The organism is Frankia nepalensis, assembly GCF_016786325.1.
Lineage (GTDB): Bacteria > Actinomycetota > Actinomycetes > Frankiales > Frankiaceae > Pseudofrankia > Pseudofrankia nepalensis.
In genome coordinates, this window is sequence record NZ_JADWYU010000021.1 from 1 (window position 1) to 20609 (window position 20609).

Annotated in this window: 17 protein-coding genes; 1 reads left to right on the forward strand and 16 read right to left on the reverse strand. The window is 73.2% G+C overall.

The genetic code is table 11. The features are described from left to right. The 16 genes from I6A81_RS00350 to pgsA all read right to left on the reverse strand — a co-directional run. Positions 1–1620, reverse strand: a 1620-nt coding sequence (locus I6A81_RS00350; protein WP_203010061.1) for a RelA/SpoT family protein, incomplete at its 3' end; no start/stop codon positions are given. Positions 1621–1652: 32 nt separating this feature from the next. Beyond that, positions 1653–4157: a RelA/SpoT family protein gene (locus tag I6A81_RS00355; protein ID WP_203005699.1), complete on the reverse strand. Its 2505-nt coding sequence runs from the start codon at positions 4155–4157 to the stop codon at positions 1653–1655. A gap of 301 nt (positions 4158–4458) precedes the next feature. After that, on the reverse strand, positions 4459–5031 hold the full coding sequence (locus tag I6A81_RS00360; RefSeq protein ID WP_203005698.1) for an adenine phosphoribosyltransferase: 573 nt from the start codon (positions 5029–5031) through the stop codon (positions 4459–4461). Positions 5032–5040: 9 nt separating this feature from the next. Beyond that, on the reverse strand, positions 5041–6246 hold the full coding sequence (secF, locus tag I6A81_RS00365) for a protein translocase subunit SecF (RefSeq protein ID WP_203005697.1): 1206 nt from the start codon (positions 6244–6246) through the stop codon (positions 5041–5043). Between the two features lies 1 nt (position 6247). Further along, on the reverse strand, positions 6248–8062 hold the full coding sequence (gene secD / locus I6A81_RS00370) for a protein translocase subunit SecD (protein ID WP_407661224.1): 1815 nt from the start codon (positions 8060–8062) through the stop codon (positions 6248–6250). A gap of 135 nt (positions 8063–8197) precedes the next feature. Next, positions 8198–8644: a preprotein translocase subunit YajC gene (gene yajC, locus I6A81_RS00375; RefSeq protein ID WP_203005696.1), complete on the reverse strand. Its 447-nt coding sequence runs from the start codon at positions 8642–8644 to the stop codon at positions 8198–8200. Between the two features lie 106 nt (positions 8645–8750). Then, complete coding sequence (ruvB, locus tag I6A81_RS00380) at positions 8751–9821, reverse strand: Holliday junction branch migration DNA helicase RuvB (protein WP_203005695.1); 1071 nt, start codon at positions 9819–9821, stop codon at positions 8751–8753. A gap of 210 nt (positions 9822–10031) precedes the next feature. Continuing rightward, complete coding sequence (gene ruvA / locus I6A81_RS00385) at positions 10032–10658, reverse strand: Holliday junction branch migration protein RuvA (protein WP_203005694.1); 627 nt, start codon at positions 10656–10658, stop codon at positions 10032–10034. Further along, positions 10655–11203 carry a crossover junction endodeoxyribonuclease RuvC gene (ruvC, locus tag I6A81_RS00390; RefSeq protein WP_203005693.1) on the reverse strand — a complete coding sequence of 183 codons (549 nt, stop codon included), beginning with the start codon at positions 11201–11203 and terminating at the stop codon, positions 10655–10657. Before ruvC ends, ruvA begins: the two co-directional genes overlap by 4 nt. A 398-nt stretch (positions 11204–11601) precedes the next feature. After that, complete coding sequence (locus I6A81_RS00395) at positions 11602–12357, reverse strand: YebC/PmpR family DNA-binding transcriptional regulator (RefSeq protein ID WP_203005692.1); 756 nt, start codon at positions 12355–12357, stop codon at positions 11602–11604. Beyond that, positions 12354–12956 (reverse strand): pyridoxal 5'-phosphate synthase glutaminase subunit PdxT, encoded by a 603-nt coding sequence (pdxT, locus tag I6A81_RS00400; RefSeq protein ID WP_203005691.1) that lies wholly within the window; start codon positions 12954–12956, stop codon positions 12354–12356. The genes I6A81_RS00395 and pdxT overlap by 4 nt, the downstream gene beginning before the upstream one ends. 178 nt (positions 12957–13134) lie before the next feature. Beyond that, a complete protein-coding gene (pdxS, locus tag I6A81_RS00405; RefSeq protein WP_203005690.1) occupies positions 13135–14088 on the reverse strand; it encodes a pyridoxal 5'-phosphate synthase lyase subunit PdxS in 954 nt (317 codons plus the stop codon). 314 nt (positions 14089–14402) lie between these two features. Beyond that, positions 14403–15080, reverse strand: a complete 678-nt coding sequence (locus tag I6A81_RS00410; protein ID WP_238430147.1) for a hypothetical protein — start codon at positions 15078–15080, stop codon at positions 14403–14405. 129 nt (positions 15081–15209) lie between these two features. Then, on the reverse strand, positions 15210–16376 hold the full coding sequence (locus I6A81_RS00415; protein WP_203005689.1) for a glycosyltransferase family 4 protein: 1167 nt from the start codon (positions 16374–16376) through the stop codon (positions 15210–15212). After that, entirely contained in the window at positions 16373–17323 is a 951-nt protein-coding gene (locus I6A81_RS00420; RefSeq protein ID WP_203005688.1) for a phosphatidylinositol mannoside acyltransferase, read from the reverse strand. Before I6A81_RS00420 ends, I6A81_RS00415 begins: the two co-directional genes overlap by 4 nt. 28 nt (positions 17324–17351) lie before the next feature. Beyond that, positions 17352–18095: a phosphatidylinositol phosphate synthase gene (gene pgsA / locus I6A81_RS00425; protein ID WP_203005687.1), complete on the reverse strand. Its 744-nt coding sequence runs from the start codon at positions 18093–18095 to the stop codon at positions 17352–17354. A 346-nt stretch (positions 18096–18441) separates the two neighbouring features. Between pgsA and I6A81_RS00430 the strand changes: the two genes are divergently transcribed. Next, entirely contained in the window at positions 18442–20562 is a 2121-nt protein-coding gene (locus tag I6A81_RS00430; protein WP_203005686.1) for an elongation factor G-like protein EF-G2, read from the forward strand. The last annotated feature ends 47 nt before the right edge of the window (positions 20563–20609 follow it).

Consider the following 20609-nt stretch of genomic DNA (forward strand, 5'->3'; position numbering starts at 1 on the left):
GGTCGGCTCGCCGGCCTCCCGGCGGCCGCGGGCGAGGCGGCGGCGGATCCGTACCCGGGCCCGCGCGGTCCTGACGAAGGTCAGCCAGTCCTCGGACGGGCCGGCGTGCGGCAGGTTCGAGGTGAGGATCTCGACGACGTCGCCGTTGCGCAGCCGGGTGTGCAGCGGTACCAGCCGGCCGTTCACCCGGGCGCCGATCGCGCGGTGGCCGATGTCCGTGTGCACCGCGTAGGCCACGTCGACGGGCGACGAGCGGGCCGGCAGCGCGATCGCCTTGCCCTTCGGAGTGAAGGCGAGCACCTCGTCGGCGTCCAGGTCGCTCGACAGCGACTCGAGGAACTCCCCCGGGTCCGACGCCTCACCCTCCCAGTCCAGCAGGCTGTGCAGCCACGACAGCCCCTCCAGCCGGGCGCCGTCCGCGCCCTCGCCGACCGGGCGGGCGACGATGCCGGTCTCGGCGAGCAGGTGCATCTGCGACGTGCGGATCTGGATGTCGACGGCGCGGCCGGTGCCGTCGGTCACCGTGGTGTGCAGGGACTGGTACATGTTGAACTTCGGCGTGGCCACGAAATCGCGCAGCCGGCCGGGAACCGGGCGCCACAACCCGTGGATCACCCCGAGCGCCGCGTAGCAGTCCCGAACGTCCTCGACGAGGACGAGCACCCGGACGATGTCGTAGTAATCCCGCGGCGGGCGGCCGCGATCCTGGGCACGCTTGTGAATCGAGAACAGATGGCTGGTGCGTACCGACACCTCGCCGGGGATCTTCGCCTCGCCGAGGCCGGCGCGCAGCCGGCTCACCACGGCCCCCAGCTGCCCGCTCTCCCGCTCGGCGGCGACGAAGTCGTCGACCAGCAGGCTGATGCGGCGGTGCTCCTCCGGGTCGAGCACGGCGAACGCCCGGTCCTCCAGCTCACGCTTGATCACGCTGACCCCGAGCCGGTGCGCGAGCGGGGCAAGGATCTCGAGGGTGACCCGGGAGATCTTGGCCTGTTTGGCCGGAGACATGAAGCCCAGTGTGCGCATGTTGTGCAGCCGGTCCGCGATCTTGATGAGCAGGACGCGGTAGTCCCTGGCCAGCGCCACGATCAGCTTGCGCAGCGTCTCGGCCTCGGCCGCCTCGCCGAACCGCATCTTGTCCAGCTTGGTGACGCCGTCCACCAGGTTCGCGACCTCGGCGCCGAACTCGTCTCGGAGAGCCTCCAGGGTGGCGGGGGTGTCCTCGACCGTGTCGTGCAGCAGCGCCGCGATCAGGGTCGTCGTGTCGACGCCGAGCTCGGCGAGGATCTCGGTGACGGCGAGCGGATGGATGATGTACGGGTCGCCGCTGCGGCGCATCTGGCCGCGGTGGAACCGTTCGGATGCCTCGTAGGCCTGCAGGATCGCGCCGATGTCGGCCTTGGAGTGGAAGTCGCGGTGCGCCTCCACGATTCCGCGCAGCTCCGGCGGCACCTGCCCGCCGCGGCCGTTGGCCATCCGGCGGGCCAGATGGGCGAGCCGATGGTTGACGAGCCGGGCGGCCGCCAACGGGCGGCCCTCCTCGCCCCCACCGAACGGCGCCGCGACGTCCGGCGACAGACTCCCCCCGGCCGGCAGTGCCGCCTGCGCCCGAGCCTCCATCGCCCCCGCCTCCCCTGTGCCTGCTCGCCCGGCTAGCTCTGCACGCCGGACGTCACCCGGAAACAGTCGTAGACACCCTCGATCCGCCGGACCGCGGCCAGGACCTGGCCGAGGTGCTTGGCGTCGCCCATCTCGAAGGTGAACCGACTGATCGCGACCTTCTCACGGTTGGTGGTCACGGACGCCGACAGGATGTTGACGTGGTGGTCCGACAGCACCCGGGTGACGTCCGACAGCAGCTTCGCCCGATCCAGCGCCTCGACCTGAATCACTACCAGGAACACCGAGCCGCCCGACGGCGCCCACCTGACGTCGACCTGCCGGTCGGCGGGCGACCCGCCGGACGCCACGACGTTGCCGCAGTCGGCTCGGTGCACCGACACACCGCGGCCACGGGTCACCAGGCCCACGATCTCGTCGCCGGGCATCGGGGTGCAGCAGCGGGCCAGCTTGGTCCAGATGTCCGGGGCGCCGGACACCAGCACGCCCGGGTCACCGGCCGAGCGGCGCAGCGGCCGGATCGGCAGCGCGGTGTCGGCGACGTCCTCCTCGTTCGCCTCCGGGCTGCCCATCGCGGTCAGCAGCCGGTTCACGACCGCCTGCGCGGACAGATGGTTCTCCCCGACGGCGGCGTACAGCGCGCTCACGTCGGTGAAGCCCAGCTCCTTGGCCAGCGTCAGCAGGCCCTCGCCGGTCATCAGCCTGGTCAGCGGCAGGCCGTGGCGGCGCAGCGCCCGGGCGATGGCGTCCCGGCCGGCGACGACCGCGTCCTCGCGGCGCTCCCGCGCGTGCCACTGGCGGATCTTGGAACGAGCCCGCGACGAGCGGACGAACGTCAGCCAGTCCTCACTCGGCCCGGCGCCCTGCGCCCGTGAGGTGAAGATCTCCACGGTGTCACCGTGGTCGAGCTGGGTGTCCAGCGAGACGATGCGGCCGTTGATCCGGGCGCCGACGCACTGGTTGCCGACGTCGGTGTGCACCGCGTAGGCGAAGTCGACCGGCGTGGAACCCGCAGGCAGCGGGATGACGTCGCCCTTCGGGGTGAACACGAAGACCTCGTCGGCGGGCGCCTCGAAGCGCAGGCTGTCGAGGAACTCCCCCGGGTCGGCGGACTCCCGCTGCCAGTCGAGGATCTGGCGCAGCCAGCTGGTCAGGTCGGGGTCGGCGCCCGCCCGCCGGCGGCCGGCGGCGCGGCCCTCCTCCTTGTACTTCCAGTGCGCGGCGATCCCGTACTCGGCCCGGTTGTGCATCGCATGAGTACGGATCTGCAGCTCGACCGGCTTGCCCTCCGGGCCGATCACGGTCGTGTGCAGCGACTGGTACATGTTGTACTTCGGCATCGCGATGTAGTCCTTGAACCGGCCCGGGATCGGCTTCCAGCTCGCGTGCACCGTGCCGAGGGCGGCGTAGCAGTCCCGGACCGAGTCGACCAGGACCCGGATGCCGACCAGGTCGTAGATGTCGTCGAAGGACCGGCCGCGCACCACCATCTTCTGGTAGATCGAGTAGTAGTGCTTGGGCCGGCCGACGACGACCGAGGCGATCCCGGCCTCGGACAGATAGGCCTGCACCTGTGCCGTGACGTCGGCGAGGTAGACGTCCCGGCTGGGCGCACGGTCGGCGACCAGCCGGACGATCTCGTCGTAGCGCTTGGGGTACAGCGAGGCGAAGGACAGGTCCTCCAGCTCCCACTTGAGCGAGTTCATCCCGAGCCGGTGCGCGAGCGGCGCGTAGACCTCCAGCGTCTGGCGGGCCATCCGCTCCTGCCGGTGCTCGGGCAGGAACCGCAGGGTGCGCATGTTGTGCAGCCGGTCGGCGAGCTTGACCACCAGCGCCCGCGGGTCCCTGGCCATCGCGATCACCATCCGGCGGATCATCTCCGCCTGCGCCATCTCGCCGGCGTTGACCTTCTGCAGCCGGCTGACGGCGTCGACGATCAGCGCGACCTGGTCGCCGAACTGCTCACGGATCGCGTCGACGGTGAGCGCCGTCTCCTCGAGGGTGTCGTGCAGCAGCGCGGCGCACAGCGTCGGGACGTCCATGCCCAGGTCGGCGAGGATGCTCGCGACGGCGATCGGGTGGGTGATGTAGGGATGACCGGAGGCCCGCACCTGCCCCGCGTGCGCCGCGTCCGCGACCTGGAAGGCCAGCTGGACCGGCCCGAGGTCCGCCTTCGGATGGTTGGCGACGAGGCCGCGCAGCACCGGATCGAGCGCCGACGGCGGGGTCTCCCGTTGCGTCGAGAGCCGGGCGAGCCGGCCGCGAAGCCGCCGTGGCAGCGGCGGCGACTCGTGGCCCAGCCGCGGCGGCACGCGGTCCTCCGGCGACGCGTCGGGCGTCTGCCCGTTCGCCGCGGGTGGGGCGGCGGGGGAGGTCACGGCCGCGCGCGACCCGCCGGCCGCGACCGCGCCCTCGGTGGCCTGACCAGCGCCTTGGCCTTCCCCGGGCAGCACGCGGCCCCGCTCCGGCGCCGGGCCCGTCGTGGGCGCGGATGCCGGCAGCTGGGAACCGGTGGTCACCGGGGGTGCATCGGGCACGGGCTGCTCCTGCCGGAAAGTCTGACTTCGAGACTAACGCTGGGTTAGCCGTCAGCCTTCCGCAACCCAATCAAGCCACTTGGCGCCAGGCTCCGCCGCGCCGACCGGCCAGGGCAAGCCGATCGGTCTGAACGGCCCCGACAGGGGTCGGGCGGACTGGATCAAGAGCAAATGACCACCATGGCCGCGCTGGTCGTCACCCGGGCGCTACCCGGCCCCGAGGGCTTCGCGCCACGCGTCCGGCCCCTTCCGGTGCCGCCCGGCCAGCCGGGCCGCAGCCCCACGGGGCCGGCGCCACCGCCTAGATCTCCAGGAGGGCGGTCACGGCCAGTGACGGAATTCGGTCGCGGCCCGCCAGGAAGGTGAGCTCCATCAGGACGGCGAGGCCAAGTACCTCCGCCCCGCCATGGCGCAGCAGGTTCGACGCCGCCGCGGCCGTACCACCGGTCGCGAGGACGTCGTCGACGATGAGCACCCGGTCGCCAGGGCCGACGGCGTCGTCGTGGATCTCCAGCGTCGCGGTGCCGTACTCCAGGGCGTACGACTCGGCGACCGTGCGGCCGGGCAGCTTGCCCTGCTTGCGGATCGGGACGATCCCCGCGCCGATCCGGTCCGCGACCGGCGCGGCCAGCAGGAAGCCGCGCGCCTCGATGCCGGCGACGACGGTCGCTCCGAGCTGCTCGGCCGTGTCGGAAAGCGCGCCCACGACGGTCGAGAACGCGGCCGGGGTCGCCAGCAGCGGCGTGATGTCCTTGAACACCACCCCGGGCTGCGGGAAGTCGTGGATATCCCGAATGTGGGTACGCAACGCCTCCGCGGCGGCCGCGAGGACGGCGTCGCCCGCCACACCGCGAGGAGTCTCGATACTCGTCATGGCGTGTTCCTATCGCCGCTTGCGGCCGCCCGGACGGCCATGGCCACCGCCACGGCGTGGCGCGGCGCGGCCACGCCCCGCCGGCTGCCCGGGCCGCGCGGCTGGCCGGCGCGGCGACGCACCGGCCGGGGCCGGCTCGCGCTCCCCGGCGGCCGCGCCCTCGCTGTCGCCAAGGCCACCGACCGCGTAGGCCGCGCCCGGAGACGCCCCCGCCAGGGCCGGCTCGGCCTCGGCTGCCGCCGCCACCCGCGCGGCGCTGGCCCGCGCCCGGTTGACCCGCGCGTCCAGCGCCTTGACCTGCTGCTCGGACCGCTTGAGGTCGACGAGCAACGGGGCGGCGAAGAACAGCGAGGAGTAGGCGCCGGAGGCGATGCCGACGAACTGCGCGAGCGCGAGATCGCGCAGTGTGCCGGCGCCGAGCAGTCCAGCCCCGACGAACAGCAGCGACCCGACCGGGATCAGCGCGATGAACGACGTGTTCAGCGACCGGATCAGGGTCTCGTTGAGCGAGTCGTTCGTCGCCTCCGCGTAGGTACGCCGGCTGGAGGTCGCGATCCCGGCGGTGTTCTCCCGTACCCGGTCGAACACCACCACCGTGTCGTAGAGGGAGAAGCCGAGAATCGCCAGAATCGCGATGATCGTGGACGGCGTGACCTCGAACCCGACGAGCGAGTAGATGCCGAGAGTGACCACCAGGTCGTGGATCAGCGCCGCCATCGCGGCGACGGCCATCTTCCACTCGAAGCGGATCGTCAGATAGATCATCACCAGCACAAGGAAGATCACCAGGCCCTGGATGGCCTTGTTGGTGATCGTTTCTCCCCATGACGCGCCGACGGTCGAGACGGCGATGTCCTCCGACTTCACCCCGAAGTCCTCGGCCACCGCGTTGGTGATGGCGGCCGTCTGGGGCTCGGTGAGCTCCTCCGTCTGCACCCGCAGCTGCTTGCTGGTCTCCAGCTGCTGGACGACCGCCTCGTCCGCGTTGATCCCGTTGTCGCGCAGCACATCGCGGGCGTCCTCGATGGAGTGGCCGTTCGCTGGGAACTGGAAGACCGCGCCGCCCTTGAAGTCGATGCCCAGCGAGAAGCCCCGCACGAGCATGCTGACCACGCAGATGGCCAGCAACGTGCCCGAGATCAGATACCAGATCTTGCGGCGGCTCATGAAGTCGAAGTAGAACTCGCCCCGATAGAACCGGGTGATCGCCGACATCTCAGGACTCCCGCTTCTGTCCGGGCCCGCCGACCCGTGCTCCCGCCCGGCCGGGCGAGACCCCCGGTGGCGCGCCGGATCCGGCGGCGGCCTCGGCGTCCGCCCGCTTGGCCAGCCGCGGCCGGGTGACCGCCGCCCGCGCCCCCTCGCCAACCCCGCGCTTCGACGGGGTCAGACCCGACCACTTCGGCGAGGCGAACAGGCGGCGCCGGACCAGCAGCGTGACCAGCGGCCGGGTGAAGAGGAACACGATCAACACGTCGAACAGGGTCGAGAGCCCCAGGGTGAACGCGAAGCCGCGCACCGAGCCGACGGACACCGTGTACAGCACCGCGGCGGCCAGGAAGGAGACCGTGTCCGCGGACAGCATCGTCCGCCGGGCGTGCGGCCAGGCTCGCTCGACCGAGGCCCGCATCGTCCGCCCCTCGCGCACCTCGTCCTTGATGCGTTCGAAGTAGATGACGAACGAGTCGGCCGTGACGCCGACGGACAGGATCAGGCCGGCGATGCCCGCCAGCGTGAGCGTGAAGCCGATCGCCTCACCGAGCAGGGTCACCGCGGCGTAGACCAGCACGCCGCTGATCGCGAGCGACGCGATGACGACGAACCCGAGCAACCTGTAGTAGACCAACGAGTAGAGGATCACCAGCGCGAGACCGATGCCCATCGCGAGCAGGCCGCCGCGCAGCTCCTGGCGGCCGAGCGTCGGCGAGATCGACTCGGCCTGTGACTTCTCGAATGCCAGCGGCAAGGCGCCGTACTTCAGCACGTTGGCGAGGTCCTCGGCGCTCTCCTGGGTGAAGCTGCCGGAGATCTGCGCCGAGCCCGGGATGCGCTCGTTGGTGACCGGCGCGGACTGGACGACGCCGTCCAGCACGATCGCGACCTGCTTGCCCTGTGTCTCCTCGGTCAGCTTGGTGAACTTGCCCTGGCCGGAGCCCGTGAAGTCGACGTTGACGACCCACTGACCGGTGTTGATGTTGGCGCCGCCCGCGCTGGTCTGCAGCAGGCCGGCCGACGCGGTCTTGATGTCGGTCCCGACCACGGCCGCGGGCTTGAGCAGGTATTTGGTGGTGCCGTCCTTGTCGCAGGCGGCCGCCCAGTCGGACGGGTTGTCGGAACCGCCACCTGAGCCTCGAATGTCCTGCGGGGCACAGGTCAGCGCCTCGTACTGCTTGACCACCGTGTCGGGCGGGGTCGTGGCGGAGCCGGCGGACGGGCTGGCGCTCGGCGTCGGGGTGGGCGTCGAGGTCGGGCTGGCGGTGGCCGCCGCGGGGGTCGCGCCCGGCGTCGGGGTGGCGCCCGCGGCCGGCGAGCCGGCGGCGGACGGGGTCGCGCTCGGGGCCAGCGTCGCGCCCGGCGTCGGCGAGGCCGACGGGGCGGCGGTCGCGCCCGGCGTGGGCGTCGGCTCGGTCGCCGGGAGGGGCACGCCGGAGTCGTAGACCTCGCGGTAGCGCAGCTCGGCCGTCTGCCCAACCAGGTCGACGACATCGGCGCGGCCGCGGCCGGGCACCGAGATCTCGATCTGGTTACCGCTGCGCTTGACCTCGGACTCGGCGACGCCCAGGCCGTCGACCCGCTGCCGGATGATGTCGACCGCCTTGTCGACCGCGCCGCTGTTGACCTTCTGGCCCGCCTGCGTCGACTTGGGCGTGAGGATGACGCTCGTCCCGCCCTGCAGGTCCAGGCCGAGCCGGGGCGTGAAGGTCCCGCTCAGCGCCATGCTCCCGTAGAGCACAGCGAGCACACCGGCGAGGAACCCCAGCCGGGCCCAGAACGGCCGCGTCTCCCGCGACCGTGTCGACCGACGTGCCAACGGATGTCCCCTCTGCCCGCCGGGTCGCTGATGATCCCGGCCGGAGCCCAAAGTATCCGACGGGCGCCGGCGGTGGCACGCCCCGTCGTCCCACCGGCGCCCGGTGAGTCGCCCTATTTACGAAGCGCGACCCGCCTAGAGTTCCTTCTTTTTCTTCAGTTGCGGCGACTCGGCGTCGGCCGGCTCCTCGTCCGCCTTCGGCGCGGTGCCCTGGGACGCCGGCTCGTCCACGGGCCCGTCCTCGGTCTCCTCCTCGACCTCGGTCGGCGGCGCGTTCACGACTCGGCCGACCGCGGCCCGGGTGTACCTGACGACGACGTCCGGCGCGATCTCCAGCAGGACGTCCTGGCCGTCGATCTCGACGACGGTGCCGTACATCCCGCTTCGGGTCATGACGAGCGTGCCCGGCCCGATCTGGGACTGCTCCTGCTGGGCGGCCTTCGAGCGCCGGCGCTGGATGACGAAGAAGTAGACGCCGACCAGGAGAATCAGCAGAGGCAGCAGCCAGCTGCTGGCGCCACCCCCGCCGTCGTCGGCCGCCTGGTCACCGGCAACGATCGCCGCGGTCGCGATTTCGTGCACGTCCTAGCCTCCTCGGTGTCGCGGCCGATCGTACGTATCGGATCGAGTGCCCTGACGGGAGGGCCCCGCGAGCACCGGGGCAGAAAGCGCGAACCGGGCAGGGATGTCAGGTCTCGTCGTCGAAGAGCGCGGTCGGGACGGCCACGGTCGGGGCGGCCTGGGAGCGGCCGAGCGAATCGGCCGGGACGTCGTAGCCGAGGTGGGTGAACGCCGCCGGCGTGGCGACCCGGCCTCGGGGGGTCCGGGCGAGCAGACCGGCCCGCAGCAGGAACGGCTCGGAGACGTCCTCGACGGTGTCCGGCTCCTCCCCGACCGCGACGGCCAGCGTGGTCAGCCCGACCGGCCCGCCGCCGAACCGCTTGACCAGCGCGGTGAGCACCGCCCGGTCGAGCCGGTCCAGCCCCAGCGGGTCGACGTCGTACACCCGCAGCGCCGCCTGGGCGACCTCCAGGGTGACCACCCCGTCGGCGCGCACCTCGGCGTAGTCGCGGACCCGGCGCAGCAGCCGGTTGGCGATCCGGGGGGTGCCACGCGAGCGCCCCGCCACCTCGGCCGCCCCCGGCGGGGTGAGCTCGACGCCGAGCAGCCGGGCCGAGCGGGCGAGCACGGCGGTGAGCTCGTCCGGGTCGTAGAAGTCGAGGTGCGCGGTGAAGCCGAACCGGTCACGCAGGGGCCCGGTCAGCAGGCCCGCGCGCGTGGTGGCACCGACCAGGGTGAACGGGGCGACGTCGAGCGGGATCGCGGTCGCCCCTGGGCCCTTGCCCAGCACCACGTCGACGCGGAAGTCCTCCATCGCCGAGTAGAGCAGCTCCTCGGCCGGGCGGGCGATCCGGTGGATCTCGTCGATGAAGAGCACCTCACCGGGCGCGAGCGCGGTGAGGACCGCGACCAGATCGCCGGCCCGCTCGATCGCCGGGCCGCTGGTCAGCCGCAGCGGCACCGCCATCTCCTGCGCGATGATCATCGCGAGGCTGGTCTTGCCGAGGCCGGGCGGTCCCGACAACAGCACGTGGTCCGGTGGCCGCCCCCGGCCGCGGGCACCGGCCAGCATGATCGACAACTGCTCCCGCACCTTGCGCTGCCCGACGAACTCCGCCAGCGTCCTCGGTCGCAGCCCCGCCTCGAACGCGCGCTCCTCGGCACTGGCGGCGGCCGTGACCAACCCGTCCTCGCCCATGCGCGCCACCTCGCTTCACTCCGCCGCCATCGCCACTGTGGTCACCTGGCGTTCACATCGGTCAGGCCGCGCGAAGCGCGACGCCCAGATCCCGGGTTCTCCTCCGGGACGGACATCGCCGGACACGGCCGAGGCCACATCGCCGGACACGGCTGGGGCGAAGTCGCCCGAAGGCGCCTCCCCCGCGCGGGCCGGGTGAGCCACCACGGGCTATCGCGGCCGCAGGACGGCGAGCGCGGCGCGCAGCAGGGCGGAGACGTCACCGTCCGGACCGTCGGCCGGCGCCACGACGCCGACGGCTTCCTCGGCCTCGCGGGCCGAGTATCCAAGGCCGACGAGCGCGTCCGTCACCTGCTCGGCCGAGGTCCGCGGCGCCGGCATGATCCGCCCGGACCCGGCAGCGCCGAGGCCGGCGCGTGGCGCCGCGCCGCCGGACGGGGGGCCGAGCTTGTCCTTGAGGTCGAGCACGATGCGCTGGGCTCCCTTGCGGCCGATGCCGGGAACCTTCGTCAGCACGGCCAGGTCCTCCTCGGCGACGGCGCGGCGCACGTCGTCCGGGGCCAGGACGCCGAGCACCGCCTGGGCGAGCTTCGGCCCGACCCCGCCGGCGGCCTGCAGGGTCTCGAACACCTCGCGCTCGTCGGCGTCGGCGAACCCGTACAGGGTCAGCTCCGTCTCCCGGACCACCAGCGTGGTCGCCAGCCGCGCCGGCTCGCCGACTGTCAGCCCGGCAAGCGTCGCCGGGGCGCACTGCACGAGCAGCCCGACGCCACCCACCTCGACGACGGCCGCCGTCGGCGAGGTCGACAGCACCGTGCCGGCGACCGACGCGATCACGACGGCCCCCCGGCCCGCGGCGCGGCGGGCCCGGCCGCGCTCGCCGCCGCGGCGCGCACCCGGGCGAGCGCGGGGCCGCGCCACACGTGGCAGAGCGCGAGCGCGAGCGCGTCGGCGGCGTCGGCGGGGCGCGGCGGGGTGGCGAGATCGAGCAGCCTGGAGATCATGAAGGTCACCTGGGCCTTGTCCGCCCGGCCGCTGCCGGTGACGGCGGCCTTGACCTCGCTGGGGGTGTAGAGGGCGACCGGCAGGCCGCGGCGGGCCGCGAGCACGATCGCGACCGCGCCCACCTGCGCCGTGCCCATGACGGTACGCACGTTGGCCTGGCTGAAGACCCGTTCGACCGCGACCGCGTCCGGACGGTGCCGGTCCAGCCAGGAATCGATCTCCACCGAGATGTCCCGCAGCCGGATCGCCACGTCCTCGTCCGCCGGGGTGCGCGCGACGCCCACCTCCACGAGGGCCGCCCGCCGTCCCGCGCCGCCCCCGTCCACCACCCCGAGCCCACACCTGGTCAGCCCGGGATCGACACCGAGCACCCGCACGCGCCGACCTCCATCCCGGGCACCGACGAACCGGACCAGCTTCGACGCCAAGAACACCGCGGAGCGGACCATCCCACGAACGCCTGTTCGGATCGTAGTACCCGCCCGGATCACGACATCGCCGACACGCGGAAAGCCAGCCCACGCCCCGCCAGCCCAACCGGACCAGCCGCCCAGAACACCCGCCCCCCACCAGCCCAACCGGACCCAGACAGCCCAACCGAACCCGCCAGCCCAACCGGACCCAGATGTTCTAAACCCAGCCCCGAGACCAACCGGAGGCGGGCGCTCAGCGCCCGCCAGGCGGAGCCGGGGTCCCTGCCGGATCGACGGAGCTTGCGGAGTCGATCTGGGAGGTCCGGATGGTCGCCCCTGGGCGACCTTGAGCCGACCGCCCCTTAGCCCGCGACGAGTTCCATGATCTCGTCGGAGATGTCGGCGTTGAACCAGACCGACTGGACGTCGTCCAGGTCCTCGAGCGCCTCGACCAGCTTGAGCACCCTGCGGGCGGGCTCGGCCTCCAGCGGCACGCTGACGCTCGGCAGCCAGGAGACGTCGGCGGTGTCGACCGCGAGCCCGGCGTCGGTCGCGGCGACCCGCACCGCGTGCAGGTCGGTGGCCTCGGTGACCACCTCGAAGGCCTCGCCGAGGTCGTTGACCTCCTCCGCGCCGGCGTCGAGGACCGCCAGCAGCACGTCGTCCTCGGTCAGCTCGGGGGTCTTGGTGACGAGCACGACGCCCTTGCGGTTGAACAGGTAGGCGACCGAGCCGGGGTCGGCGATCGTGCCGCCGTTGCGGGTGACGGCCACCCGGACATCGGAGGCGGCGCGGTTGCGGTTGTCGGTGAGGCACTCGACCATCACCGCGACCCCGCTCGGGCCGTAGGCCTCGTAGGTGATCGACTCGTAGCTCGCGCCGCCGGCGAGCTCGCCGGAGCCACGCTTGACGGCGCGTTCGATGTTGTCGTTCGGCACCGACTGCGCCTTCGCCTTCGCGATCGCGTCGGCGAGGGTGGGGTTGCCGGCGGGATCGCCGCCACCCGTCTTCGCGGCCACCTCGACCGTCTTGATCAGCTTGGCGAACAGCTTGCCCCGGCGGGCGTCGATGACCGCCTTCTTGTGTTTCGTGGTCGCCCACTTGGAGTGACCGCTCATGCCCTGCCCCTCTGTCGAACCATCTCCACGAACAGTTCGTGCATCCGGGTGTCCCCGGTCAGTTCCGGGTGGAACGAGGTGGCCAGCAGGTGTCCCTGCCGGACGGCCACCGGGTGCTCGCCCACCCTGGCCAGAACCGCCACCCCGTCGCCGGACTTCTCCACCCACGGGGCGCGGATGAACACGGCGTGCATCGGCGGTCCGTCGACGCCGACGACGTCGAGATCCGCCTCGAACGAGTCGACCTGCCGGCCGAACGCGTTGCGGCGCACGACCATGTCGAGCCCGCCGATCAACGGCTGGTCGGGCCGGCCATCCAACACGTCCCGCGCGAGCAGGATCATGCCAGCGCACGAACCGTACACCGGCAGCCCGTCCCCGACGGCGGCCCGTAGCGGCTCGAGCAGCCCGAAGATCCGTAGCAGCCGCCCGATGGTCGTCGACTCACCGCCGGGCAGCACCAGCCCGTCGACGGCCGCGAGCTCCTCGGGCCCCCGGACCTCGGCCGGCTCGGCCCCCGCCACCGCCAGCGCTCGGACATGCTCCCGCACGTCCCCCTGCAGCGCCAGCACCCCGATCCGAATCTTCTTCCCGGTCATTCCAGACCCAGGGCGGCGCGGAACGCGGCATCGGGAGGTCCGGGGGGCCGGGGTCTCCGGGAAGTCGCGCCCGCGGATCCCCGGCGCGGCGGTCCCCCCGGGCGGACGTCCGACGCCGCGGATCGCGGGAAGCCAACCGGCGGGCCTCCCCCGCCTCGGACAGGGTGCGCCCCCACGGTCACCAGCCTCGGTCGGCGTAGCGGGCAGTGGCCGGGAGGTCGGTGACGTTGATGCCGACCATGGCCTCGCCGAGGCCGCGGGACACCTTGGCGATCACGTCCGGGTCCTTGTACATCGTCGTCGCCTCGACGATCGCCCGCGCCCGCCGGACCGGGTCACCGGACTTGAAGATGCCGGAGCCGACGAACACGCCCTCGGCGCCCAGCTGCATCATCAGCGCGGCGTCAGCCGGGGTGGCGATGCCTCCGGCGGTGAACAGCACGACGGGCAGCTTGCCGAGCCGGGCGACCTCCGCGACCAGGTCATGGGGCGCGCGCAGCTCCTTCGCCGCGGCGTAGAGCTCCTCGGCCGGCAGGGCCGACAGCCGGGCGATCTCGGCCCGGATGGTGCGCATGTGCACCACGGCGTTGGACACCTCGCCGGTGCCCGCCTCGCCCTTGGAGCGGATCATGGCGGCACCCTCGGAGATCCGCCGCAGGGCCTCGCCGAGGTTGGTGGCACCGCAGACGAACGGGACCGTGAACGCCCACTTGTCGATGTGGTGGTGCGGGTCGGCCGGGGTCAGCACCTCGGACTCGTCGACGTAGTCGACGCCGAGCGCCTGCAGCACCTGCGCCTCGACGAAGTGGCCGATCCGGGCCTTGGCCATGACCGGGATCGAGACGGCCTCGACGATGCCCTCGATCATGTCCGGGTCGCTCATCCGGGCGACACCGCCCTGAGCGCGGATGTCGGCCGGCACCCGCTCGAGCGCCATCACGGCGACGGCGCCGGCGTCCTCGGCGATCTTTGCCTGCTCGGCGGTGACCACATCCATGATCACCCCACCCTTGAGCATCTCAGCCATGCCGCGCTTCACCCGCGCGGTGCCAGCCTGCCTGGCCGGCTCGGCCGACCCGACTGTCACGGGAACTCCGGCGGGCGTCCCAGCTGGCGTGGTTCCGGCAGACATAGCGGTCCGTCTCTCTCGCGCGTCGTCAGTCGTCGTGTCTCGCGCCCAGGCGCCCCGGTCCGGGATCCGGCCGCCAGGCCCCGGCGTGCGAGGCATGGCCTGGTTCCTCGGTCGGGTCAGCGTCCGGCCGGTCTCCAGGCCGGGCAAAACCCGGCCGTGGGCCCAGGTCGGGCAACGCCCGAAGGCGGGAATCCGGGGTTCGTCCCCGGCAGACACCTCAACCATGGTACGGCCGCGTGCCCCGCCCCAGGCCCTCGCGAGATGCCCGGTGGCTCACGACCGGTGGCGCCGCCCAGGAGGAGACGCGGCCGGTCTCAGGAGCCGGTCTTGGGCAGGACGTCCGGCATGTCGTCGGGCGCCCCGGCCGGCCCCGGCACCCGGTCACGAACCTCCTGGCCGAGCGGCGGCCCGGCGCCCGCCCCGGCGGGCGCCGAGGGGACCGGCGCGCCCGGGCCGGGCCCGCCGGTCTCCCGCCGCTCCACCCGGGCCGGCAACGCGTCATCGATCTCGAAGTAGGCGGGCAGCGGCCGGCGGCCGGACAGCCGCAGCAGCCGCACCGGGCGTCGGCCGCGCAGCGCCCGCAGGTCCCGCACGGCGTCGTTGTGCAGCTGGCGGGCCAGCGCCACCTTCGCCGAGGCCGAGTCGACGGCGTGCAGCAGCGCCGGCGCCCCCTGCCCCGCGGTGGCCACCTCCGGGGCGCGCAGCGCGCGGCTCAGCTCGTTCTCGGTCTCCTCCACGGCCGTGTCCAGCGGGGCGCCGGCGCGCGGCGCGGCGTGCCCCGCCAGGGATCGTTCAGCCGCCGCGGCCAGCTGAACGAGCCCGCGGCTCGCGCCCAGCGCCGCCGCCGCCTCGGCGCGCGCCCCCAGCTGGGCGACGAGCCCACCGCGGGCCGCGTCCACCCGGACGCCCAGTCGGTCGAGACGACGGGCGAGCCAGGTGAGATAGGTCGCGACCGCCACGACGATGGCGACCACGACCACGACGGCGGTCATCCTCGGCAGCGTAGTGAACGGCCGGCCGAGCCGTCCGGGATGCCCCCAGATGTCGTGGAGATGTCAGCGAGCTCTCTCGCCCGAGGCCCCTCGGGGTGTCCCGGGCCTGCCCGCGAGGCCCGCCGCCCGTCAGCCGTCGGCGCCCGAGGAGGCCAGCGAGACCGGTCCCGCGCCCGCGCTGACCAGGCGGTAGATGTCGACGATCTCCTCCGCGATCACCGGCCAGTCGTAGCTGGCGACGAGCGCCTTGCCGCTGGCCGCGAGCTCGGCCCGGGCCGCCTCGTCGAGCAGCAGGTCGGCGAGCCCCGCGGCGAGCCGCGCCGGCTCGCCGGCCTCGAACAGCCGGCCGGCGCGGCCGTCGTCGAGGACCCGGCGGAAGGCGTCGATGTCGCTGGCCATCACCGGGGTGCCCGCCGCCATCGCCTCCAGCAGCACGATGCCGAAGCTCTCCTGCCCGGTGTTCGGCGCGCAGTACACGTCGCCGGACGCGAACACCCGGGCCTTGTCCTCCTCCGACACCAGGCCAAGCAGCTCGACCCGGCCCCGCAGCCGCGGATCCAGCCGGGACCGCACCGCCGCCGCGTCGCCGGGCCCGGCGACCAGCACCCGAACGTCGGGTACCCGGCGGGCGAGGTCCGGCAGCGCGGCGAGAAGCACGTCCAGCCCCTTGCGCGGCTCGTCGATGCGGCCGAGGAAGCAGACAGTATGCCGGCCCGGCCCGCCCTTGGCCGCCGGCGGCACCTCGTAGCCCGGCAGCGGACGCGCGCCGGCGAAGGCCGCCACGCTCACCCCGTTCGGAATCAGCACCGCGCTGGTGCCCAGATGCTCGACGATCGTGCGCCGGGCCGCTTCGGACACCGCGATCCTGGCGCGCAGCTTCTCCAGCGACGGCTGGAGCGCGCCCTGGGCGGCGGTGAGGATCTTCGAACGGGGGTTGGCCGTGTGGAAGGTGCCGACGATCGGGCCGTCGGCGAGCATGCATGCCAGCAGGCCGACGCTCGGCGCCGTCGGCTCATGGACGTGCAGCACGTCGAAGCCGTGCTCGCGCAGCCAGCGCCGCACCCGCGCGGCCGACACCGGCCCCATCAGCAGCCGGGCGACCGAGCCGTTGTAGGGCACCGGCAGGGCCCGCCCGGCGTCGACGGCGTACGGCGGCAGCGCGTCCGAGTCGTCCGCCGGGGTGATGACGGAGACCTCGTGACCGGCCGCGATCAGGACCTCGGCGAGGTCACGGACGTGCGCCTGCACTCCGCCCGGGACGTCCCAGGTGTAGGGGCAGGCGAGCCCGATCCTCACCGCTCCCCCGTCTCCGTCGGCTCCGTCGCCGTAGGCTCCGTCGCCGGCTGCTCCGCGGGCGGAGGCGGCGCCGCGGCCGGCTCGCCCTCGGGCGGGTCGGGCCAGATCCGCTGCAGCATGTGCCAGTCGGCCGGGTGCTCGGCGATCGACTCGGCGAAGGCGTCGGCCAGGGCCTGGGTCATCGTCGCCATGTCGGTGTGCTCGATGGGCGGGTAGATCCGGCAGCCCCAGCCGTCGCCCTCGAAGCACAGCGCGACCGGCAGCAGCGGCGCGCCGGTGCGCAGCGCGAGCGCCGCCGGGCCCGCCGCCATCCGCGCCTCGGCGCCGAAGAACCGCACCGGCACGCCGCGCGCGGACAGGTCCCGGTCGGCGAGCAGGCACAGGCAGCCGCCGGCGCGCAGCCGCTCGGCCAGCAGCTCCATCGGCGGCGCCGCGCCGCCGGTGAGCGGGATGACCTCCATGCCGAGCGACTCCCGGAACGCGACGAACCGGTCGAACAGCGACTCGGGCCGCAGCCGCTCGGCCACGGTGGTGAACGGCACGCCGGTGCCGGCCAGCCAGGCCCCGGCCTGCTCCCAGTTCCCCATGTGCGGCAGCGCGAGGATCATGCCTTTGCCGGCGGCGTACGTATCGCGCAGGTAGTGCTCGTCCTGGACGACCATGTTCCCGATGTACCGCTCGGGAGCCATGTCCTGAAGGCGGAACACCTCCAGCCAGTAGCGCGCGTACGAGCGCATCGCGGCCTTCGTGAGCGCGTCCAGGTCGGTGCCGGGTGGCACCACCCTGGCCAGGTTCGCGCGCAGCCGGCGCACCCCCCTGCCGCCGCGCCGGGTGGCCCAGTCAGCCGCGGCGGCGAAGCCACGCGCGGCGACGGGCTCGGGCAGCACGCGCACCACCCGCCAGCCCAGCGCGTAGGCGAGGTCGGTGAACCGGCCGGGAGAGGGCACGGGCGTCGCGGGCGGCGGGCGGGCCGGCCTAGCCGGCCGAGCCGACCGGGCTCACGGCGCCGACCGGACCGGCCAGAGCGGTCGCGTCGTCGCGGGAGGTGCCGGCGGGCGCCTCGACGGTGGCGGTGGGCCCGGCGGTGGGCACGCTGGCGGCCGCCGCCGAGCCTCCGGTGCCCTGGAACTGCCGGTAGACGTGCCAGATCCGCTGCGCGACCGTGATCACGGTCGCCGCGGCCAGCACCCACAGCGCGACCGGGAGCAGGTAGGGCACGCCCAGGCCGTAGAGGCCGGCGGCGACGAGCAGCAGGAGCAGCCGCTCCCCTCGCTCGGCCAGGCCGACATCGCAGGTGAACCCGAGACTCTCCGCCCGTGCCTTGACGTACGAGGTGACGGCGGCGGCCACCAGGCTGATCAGCGCGGCGCCGGCCAGCGGCAGCGAGTCGCCCTCACCGGCGTACCAGATCACCAGTGAGCCGAAGACCGCGCCGTCCCCGAGCCGGTCGGAGGTGGAGTCGAGGAAAGCGCCCCATTTGGACGAGATGCCCCGCGCCCGCGCGATTGCCCCGTCAATCAGGTCGGAGAACACGAACAGGGTGATCACGATGGTGCCGAGGAAGAAGACCCCTCGAGTGAAGAAACCGAGAGCGCCGCCGACCACGCCGATCGTGCCGATGATCGTCACCAGGTCCGGCGAGAGCGACGTACGAGCAGCCCACCGGCTGAACGGCTCCAGCAGCCGGTTGATCTGCGGCCGCGCCTTGCTAGCGAGCATGTCCGTCCCGTCGTGTCCGGCGCGGGGTTTTCGCGCGCGTTCACCCTACCCAGCCGGGCCGGCTCGGCCACCGCAGCGTCGGCCCGGCAGGCGTCGGGCCGCCCACGTTCCGGCCTTCGGAAACGAGACATGGACGTCGTGCCTACATAGGGGGAACCGATGAGGGCTTGTGTGTTAGGTCACAGGAGCGCACGCTGGGCGGCGACGTCTGCAATCGCCCGAGCACAGGAGGCCAGGGAGGCGAAAGCGAACATGATCGTCCTTTGCGTCGACCTCGGCCCCCATCCCCGGAAGCGCCCGCCCATGGCGCACTAGGGGGCTCGGCAGGACCCGAACGGAGGCCGAGATGCCGTCTGCCGCGGCTGAAGTCCGCAACGTCGTCCTCGTTGGTCATACCGGCGCGGGCAAGACCGCGCTGGCCGAGGACCTGCTGTCCGTCGCCGGAGCCGGTGGCACCGGCACCGGCCGCGAGCAGGGCCGCCACCCGGACGGCGAGCACCGTTCGACCCGCGGGATCAGCCTCACGCTGTCCGCGCTCCACCACCGGAACATGACGATCAACCTGCTGGACACCCCCGGCTATCCGGACTTCGTCGGCGAGCTGCGCGCCGGGCTGCGCGCCGCCGACGCCGCGCTGTTCGTCGTCAGCGCTGTCGACGGCGTCGACGGCGCCACCAGGGCGCTGTGGGCCGAGTGCGCGGCGGTCGGCATGCCGCGCGCCGTCGTCGTCACCCGCCTCGACCATCCCAGGGCGGACTTCGCCTCCGCCGTCACCGCCTGCCAGGACGCGTTCGGCGCCGGCGTGCTGCCGGTCTTCCTTCCCGACGGCGCCGTGGCGGGCGGTGACGGCGCCCGTCTGGTGGGCCTGCTCACCGGCCGCGTCGTCGAGTACGCCGGCCGGGACCGACGCGAGCTCGACACCTCGGCGGATCTCGCCGACGGCGCCTTCGACGAGGCCCGCGGCGCACTGATCGAGGGCATCATCGCCGAGAGCGAGGACGAGACCCTGCTCGACCGCTACCTGGGCGGCGAGGAACTCGACCCCAAGACGCTGCTCGACGACGCCGAGACCGCGATCTCCCGGGGCTCCTTCCATCCCGTGCTGCCGTTCGCGCACCCCGCCGGCGGTGGCGGCCTGCCGGTCGGCTCGATCGAGCTGCTCGACATGATGGTCGACGCGTTCCCGTCGCCGGCCGAGCACCCTTTGCCGCCGCTTACCCGCTGCGACGGCTCGGACTGCCCGAAGATGGCCGCCGACCCGGACGGCCCGCTGCTCGCCGAGGTGGTCCGCACGACCACCGACCCCTACGTCGGCCGGATGTCGGTCGTGCGGGTCTTCTCCGGCACGCTGCGCCCGGACGCCACCGTGCACGTCAGCGGGCATGGGCGCGCGGCCGTCGGCCACCCCGACCACGACGCCGACGAGAAGGTCGGCGGCCTTTCCGCGCCGGACGGCACCACGCTGCGCCCGCTCGACGCCTGCCCGGCGGGCGGGATCTGCGTGGTGACCAAGCTCGCCACGGCCGAGACCGGTGACACCCTCTCCGACCGGGACGACCCGCGCCTGCTCGCGCCGTGGACGATGCCGGAGCCGCTGCTGCCGATCGCGATCGAGGCGCGGACCAAGTCGGACGAGGACAAGCTGCCGACGGCGCTGTCGCGACTGACGGCCGAGGACCCGACGGTCATGGTGCGCACGGAGACCGAGACCAGCCAGCTGCTGCTGTGGTGCATGGGTGAGGCGCACGCGGACGTGCTGCTCGAGAGGCTCGCCAGCCGGTACGGCGTCGACGTGGATCGCAAGGAGCCGCGGATCGCGCTGCGGGAGACACTGCGCGGCCCGGCGCACGGGCTCGGCCGCCACGTCAAGCAGTCCGGCGGGCATGGGCAGTACGCGATCTGCCACCTCGAGGTGGAGCCGCTGCCCGCGGGCTCTGGCCTCCAGTTCGTCGACGAGGTCGTCGGCGGCGCCGTCCCACGCTCGTTCATCCCCTCGGTGGAGAAGGGGGTCCTCGCCCAGATGACCAAGGGTGTCGTCGCGGGCTACCCGATGGTCGACATCAAGGTCCGGCTCGTCGACGGCAAGGCGCACAGCGTCGACTCGTCCGACCTGGCCTTTCAGGTCGCCGGCGGGCTGGCGCTGCGTGACGCCGCCGCGACCGCCGGCGTCGCCCTGCTGGAACCGATTCTGGAGATCGCCGTGCTCGTGCCGGACGAGCATGTCGGCGCCGTCATGGGCGACCTGTCCGGCCGGCGCGGCCGTGTCGTCGGCATGGAGCCAGTGGGCAGGGGGGATTCTGGTCGCACGGTGATACGGGCAGAGGTTCCCGAGCTGGAGATGATCCGTTACGCCATCGACCTGCGCTCGGTCACCCAGGGAACCGGCACTTTCACCCGTTCCATGGCCCGCTACGAGCCCATGCCGGAGCACTTGGCCGCCGCGGTGATGAAGGACCGCGCGAGCTGAACGAGTTCACCCCCGGCTCGCCGACCCGCCGTCCGGCCCGCCGGCAC

What these genes read in the sequence shown, in the direction of transcription:
- I6A81_RS00360 (WP_203005698.1), bottom strand. Translation starts at nt 5,031, where the DNA reads ATGACGAGTATCGAGACTCCTCGCGGTGTGGCGGGCGACGCCGTCCTC.
- secF (WP_203005697.1), bottom strand. Translation starts at nt 6,246, where the DNA reads ATGTCGGCGATCACCCGGTTCTATCGGGGCGAGTTCTACTTCGACTTC.
- ruvB (WP_203005695.1), bottom strand. Translation starts at nt 9,821, where the DNA reads ATGGGCGAGGACGGGTTGGTCACGGCCGCCGCCAGTGCCGAGGAGCGC.
- I6A81_RS00395 (WP_203005692.1), bottom strand. Translation starts at nt 12,357, where the DNA reads ATGAGCGGTCACTCCAAGTGGGCGACCACGAAACACAAGAAGGCGGTC.
- pdxT (WP_203005691.1), bottom strand. Translation starts at nt 12,956, where the DNA reads ATGACCGGGAAGAAGATTCGGATCGGGGTGCTGGCGCTGCAGGGGGAC.
- pdxS (WP_203005690.1), bottom strand. Translation starts at nt 14,088, where the DNA reads ATGTCTGCCGGAACCACGCCAGCTGGGACGCCCGCCGGAGTTCCCGTG.
- I6A81_RS00410 (WP_238430147.1), bottom strand. Translation starts at nt 15,080, where the DNA reads ATGACCGCCGTCGTGGTCGTGGTCGCCATCGTCGTGGCGGTCGCGACC.
- pgsA (WP_203005687.1), bottom strand. Translation starts at nt 18,095, where the DNA reads ATGCTCGCTAGCAAGGCGCGGCCGCAGATCAACCGGCTGCTGGAGCCG.
- I6A81_RS00430 (WP_203005686.1), top strand. Translation starts at nt 18,442, where the DNA reads ATGCCGTCTGCCGCGGCTGAAGTCCGCAACGTCGTCCTCGTTGGTCAT.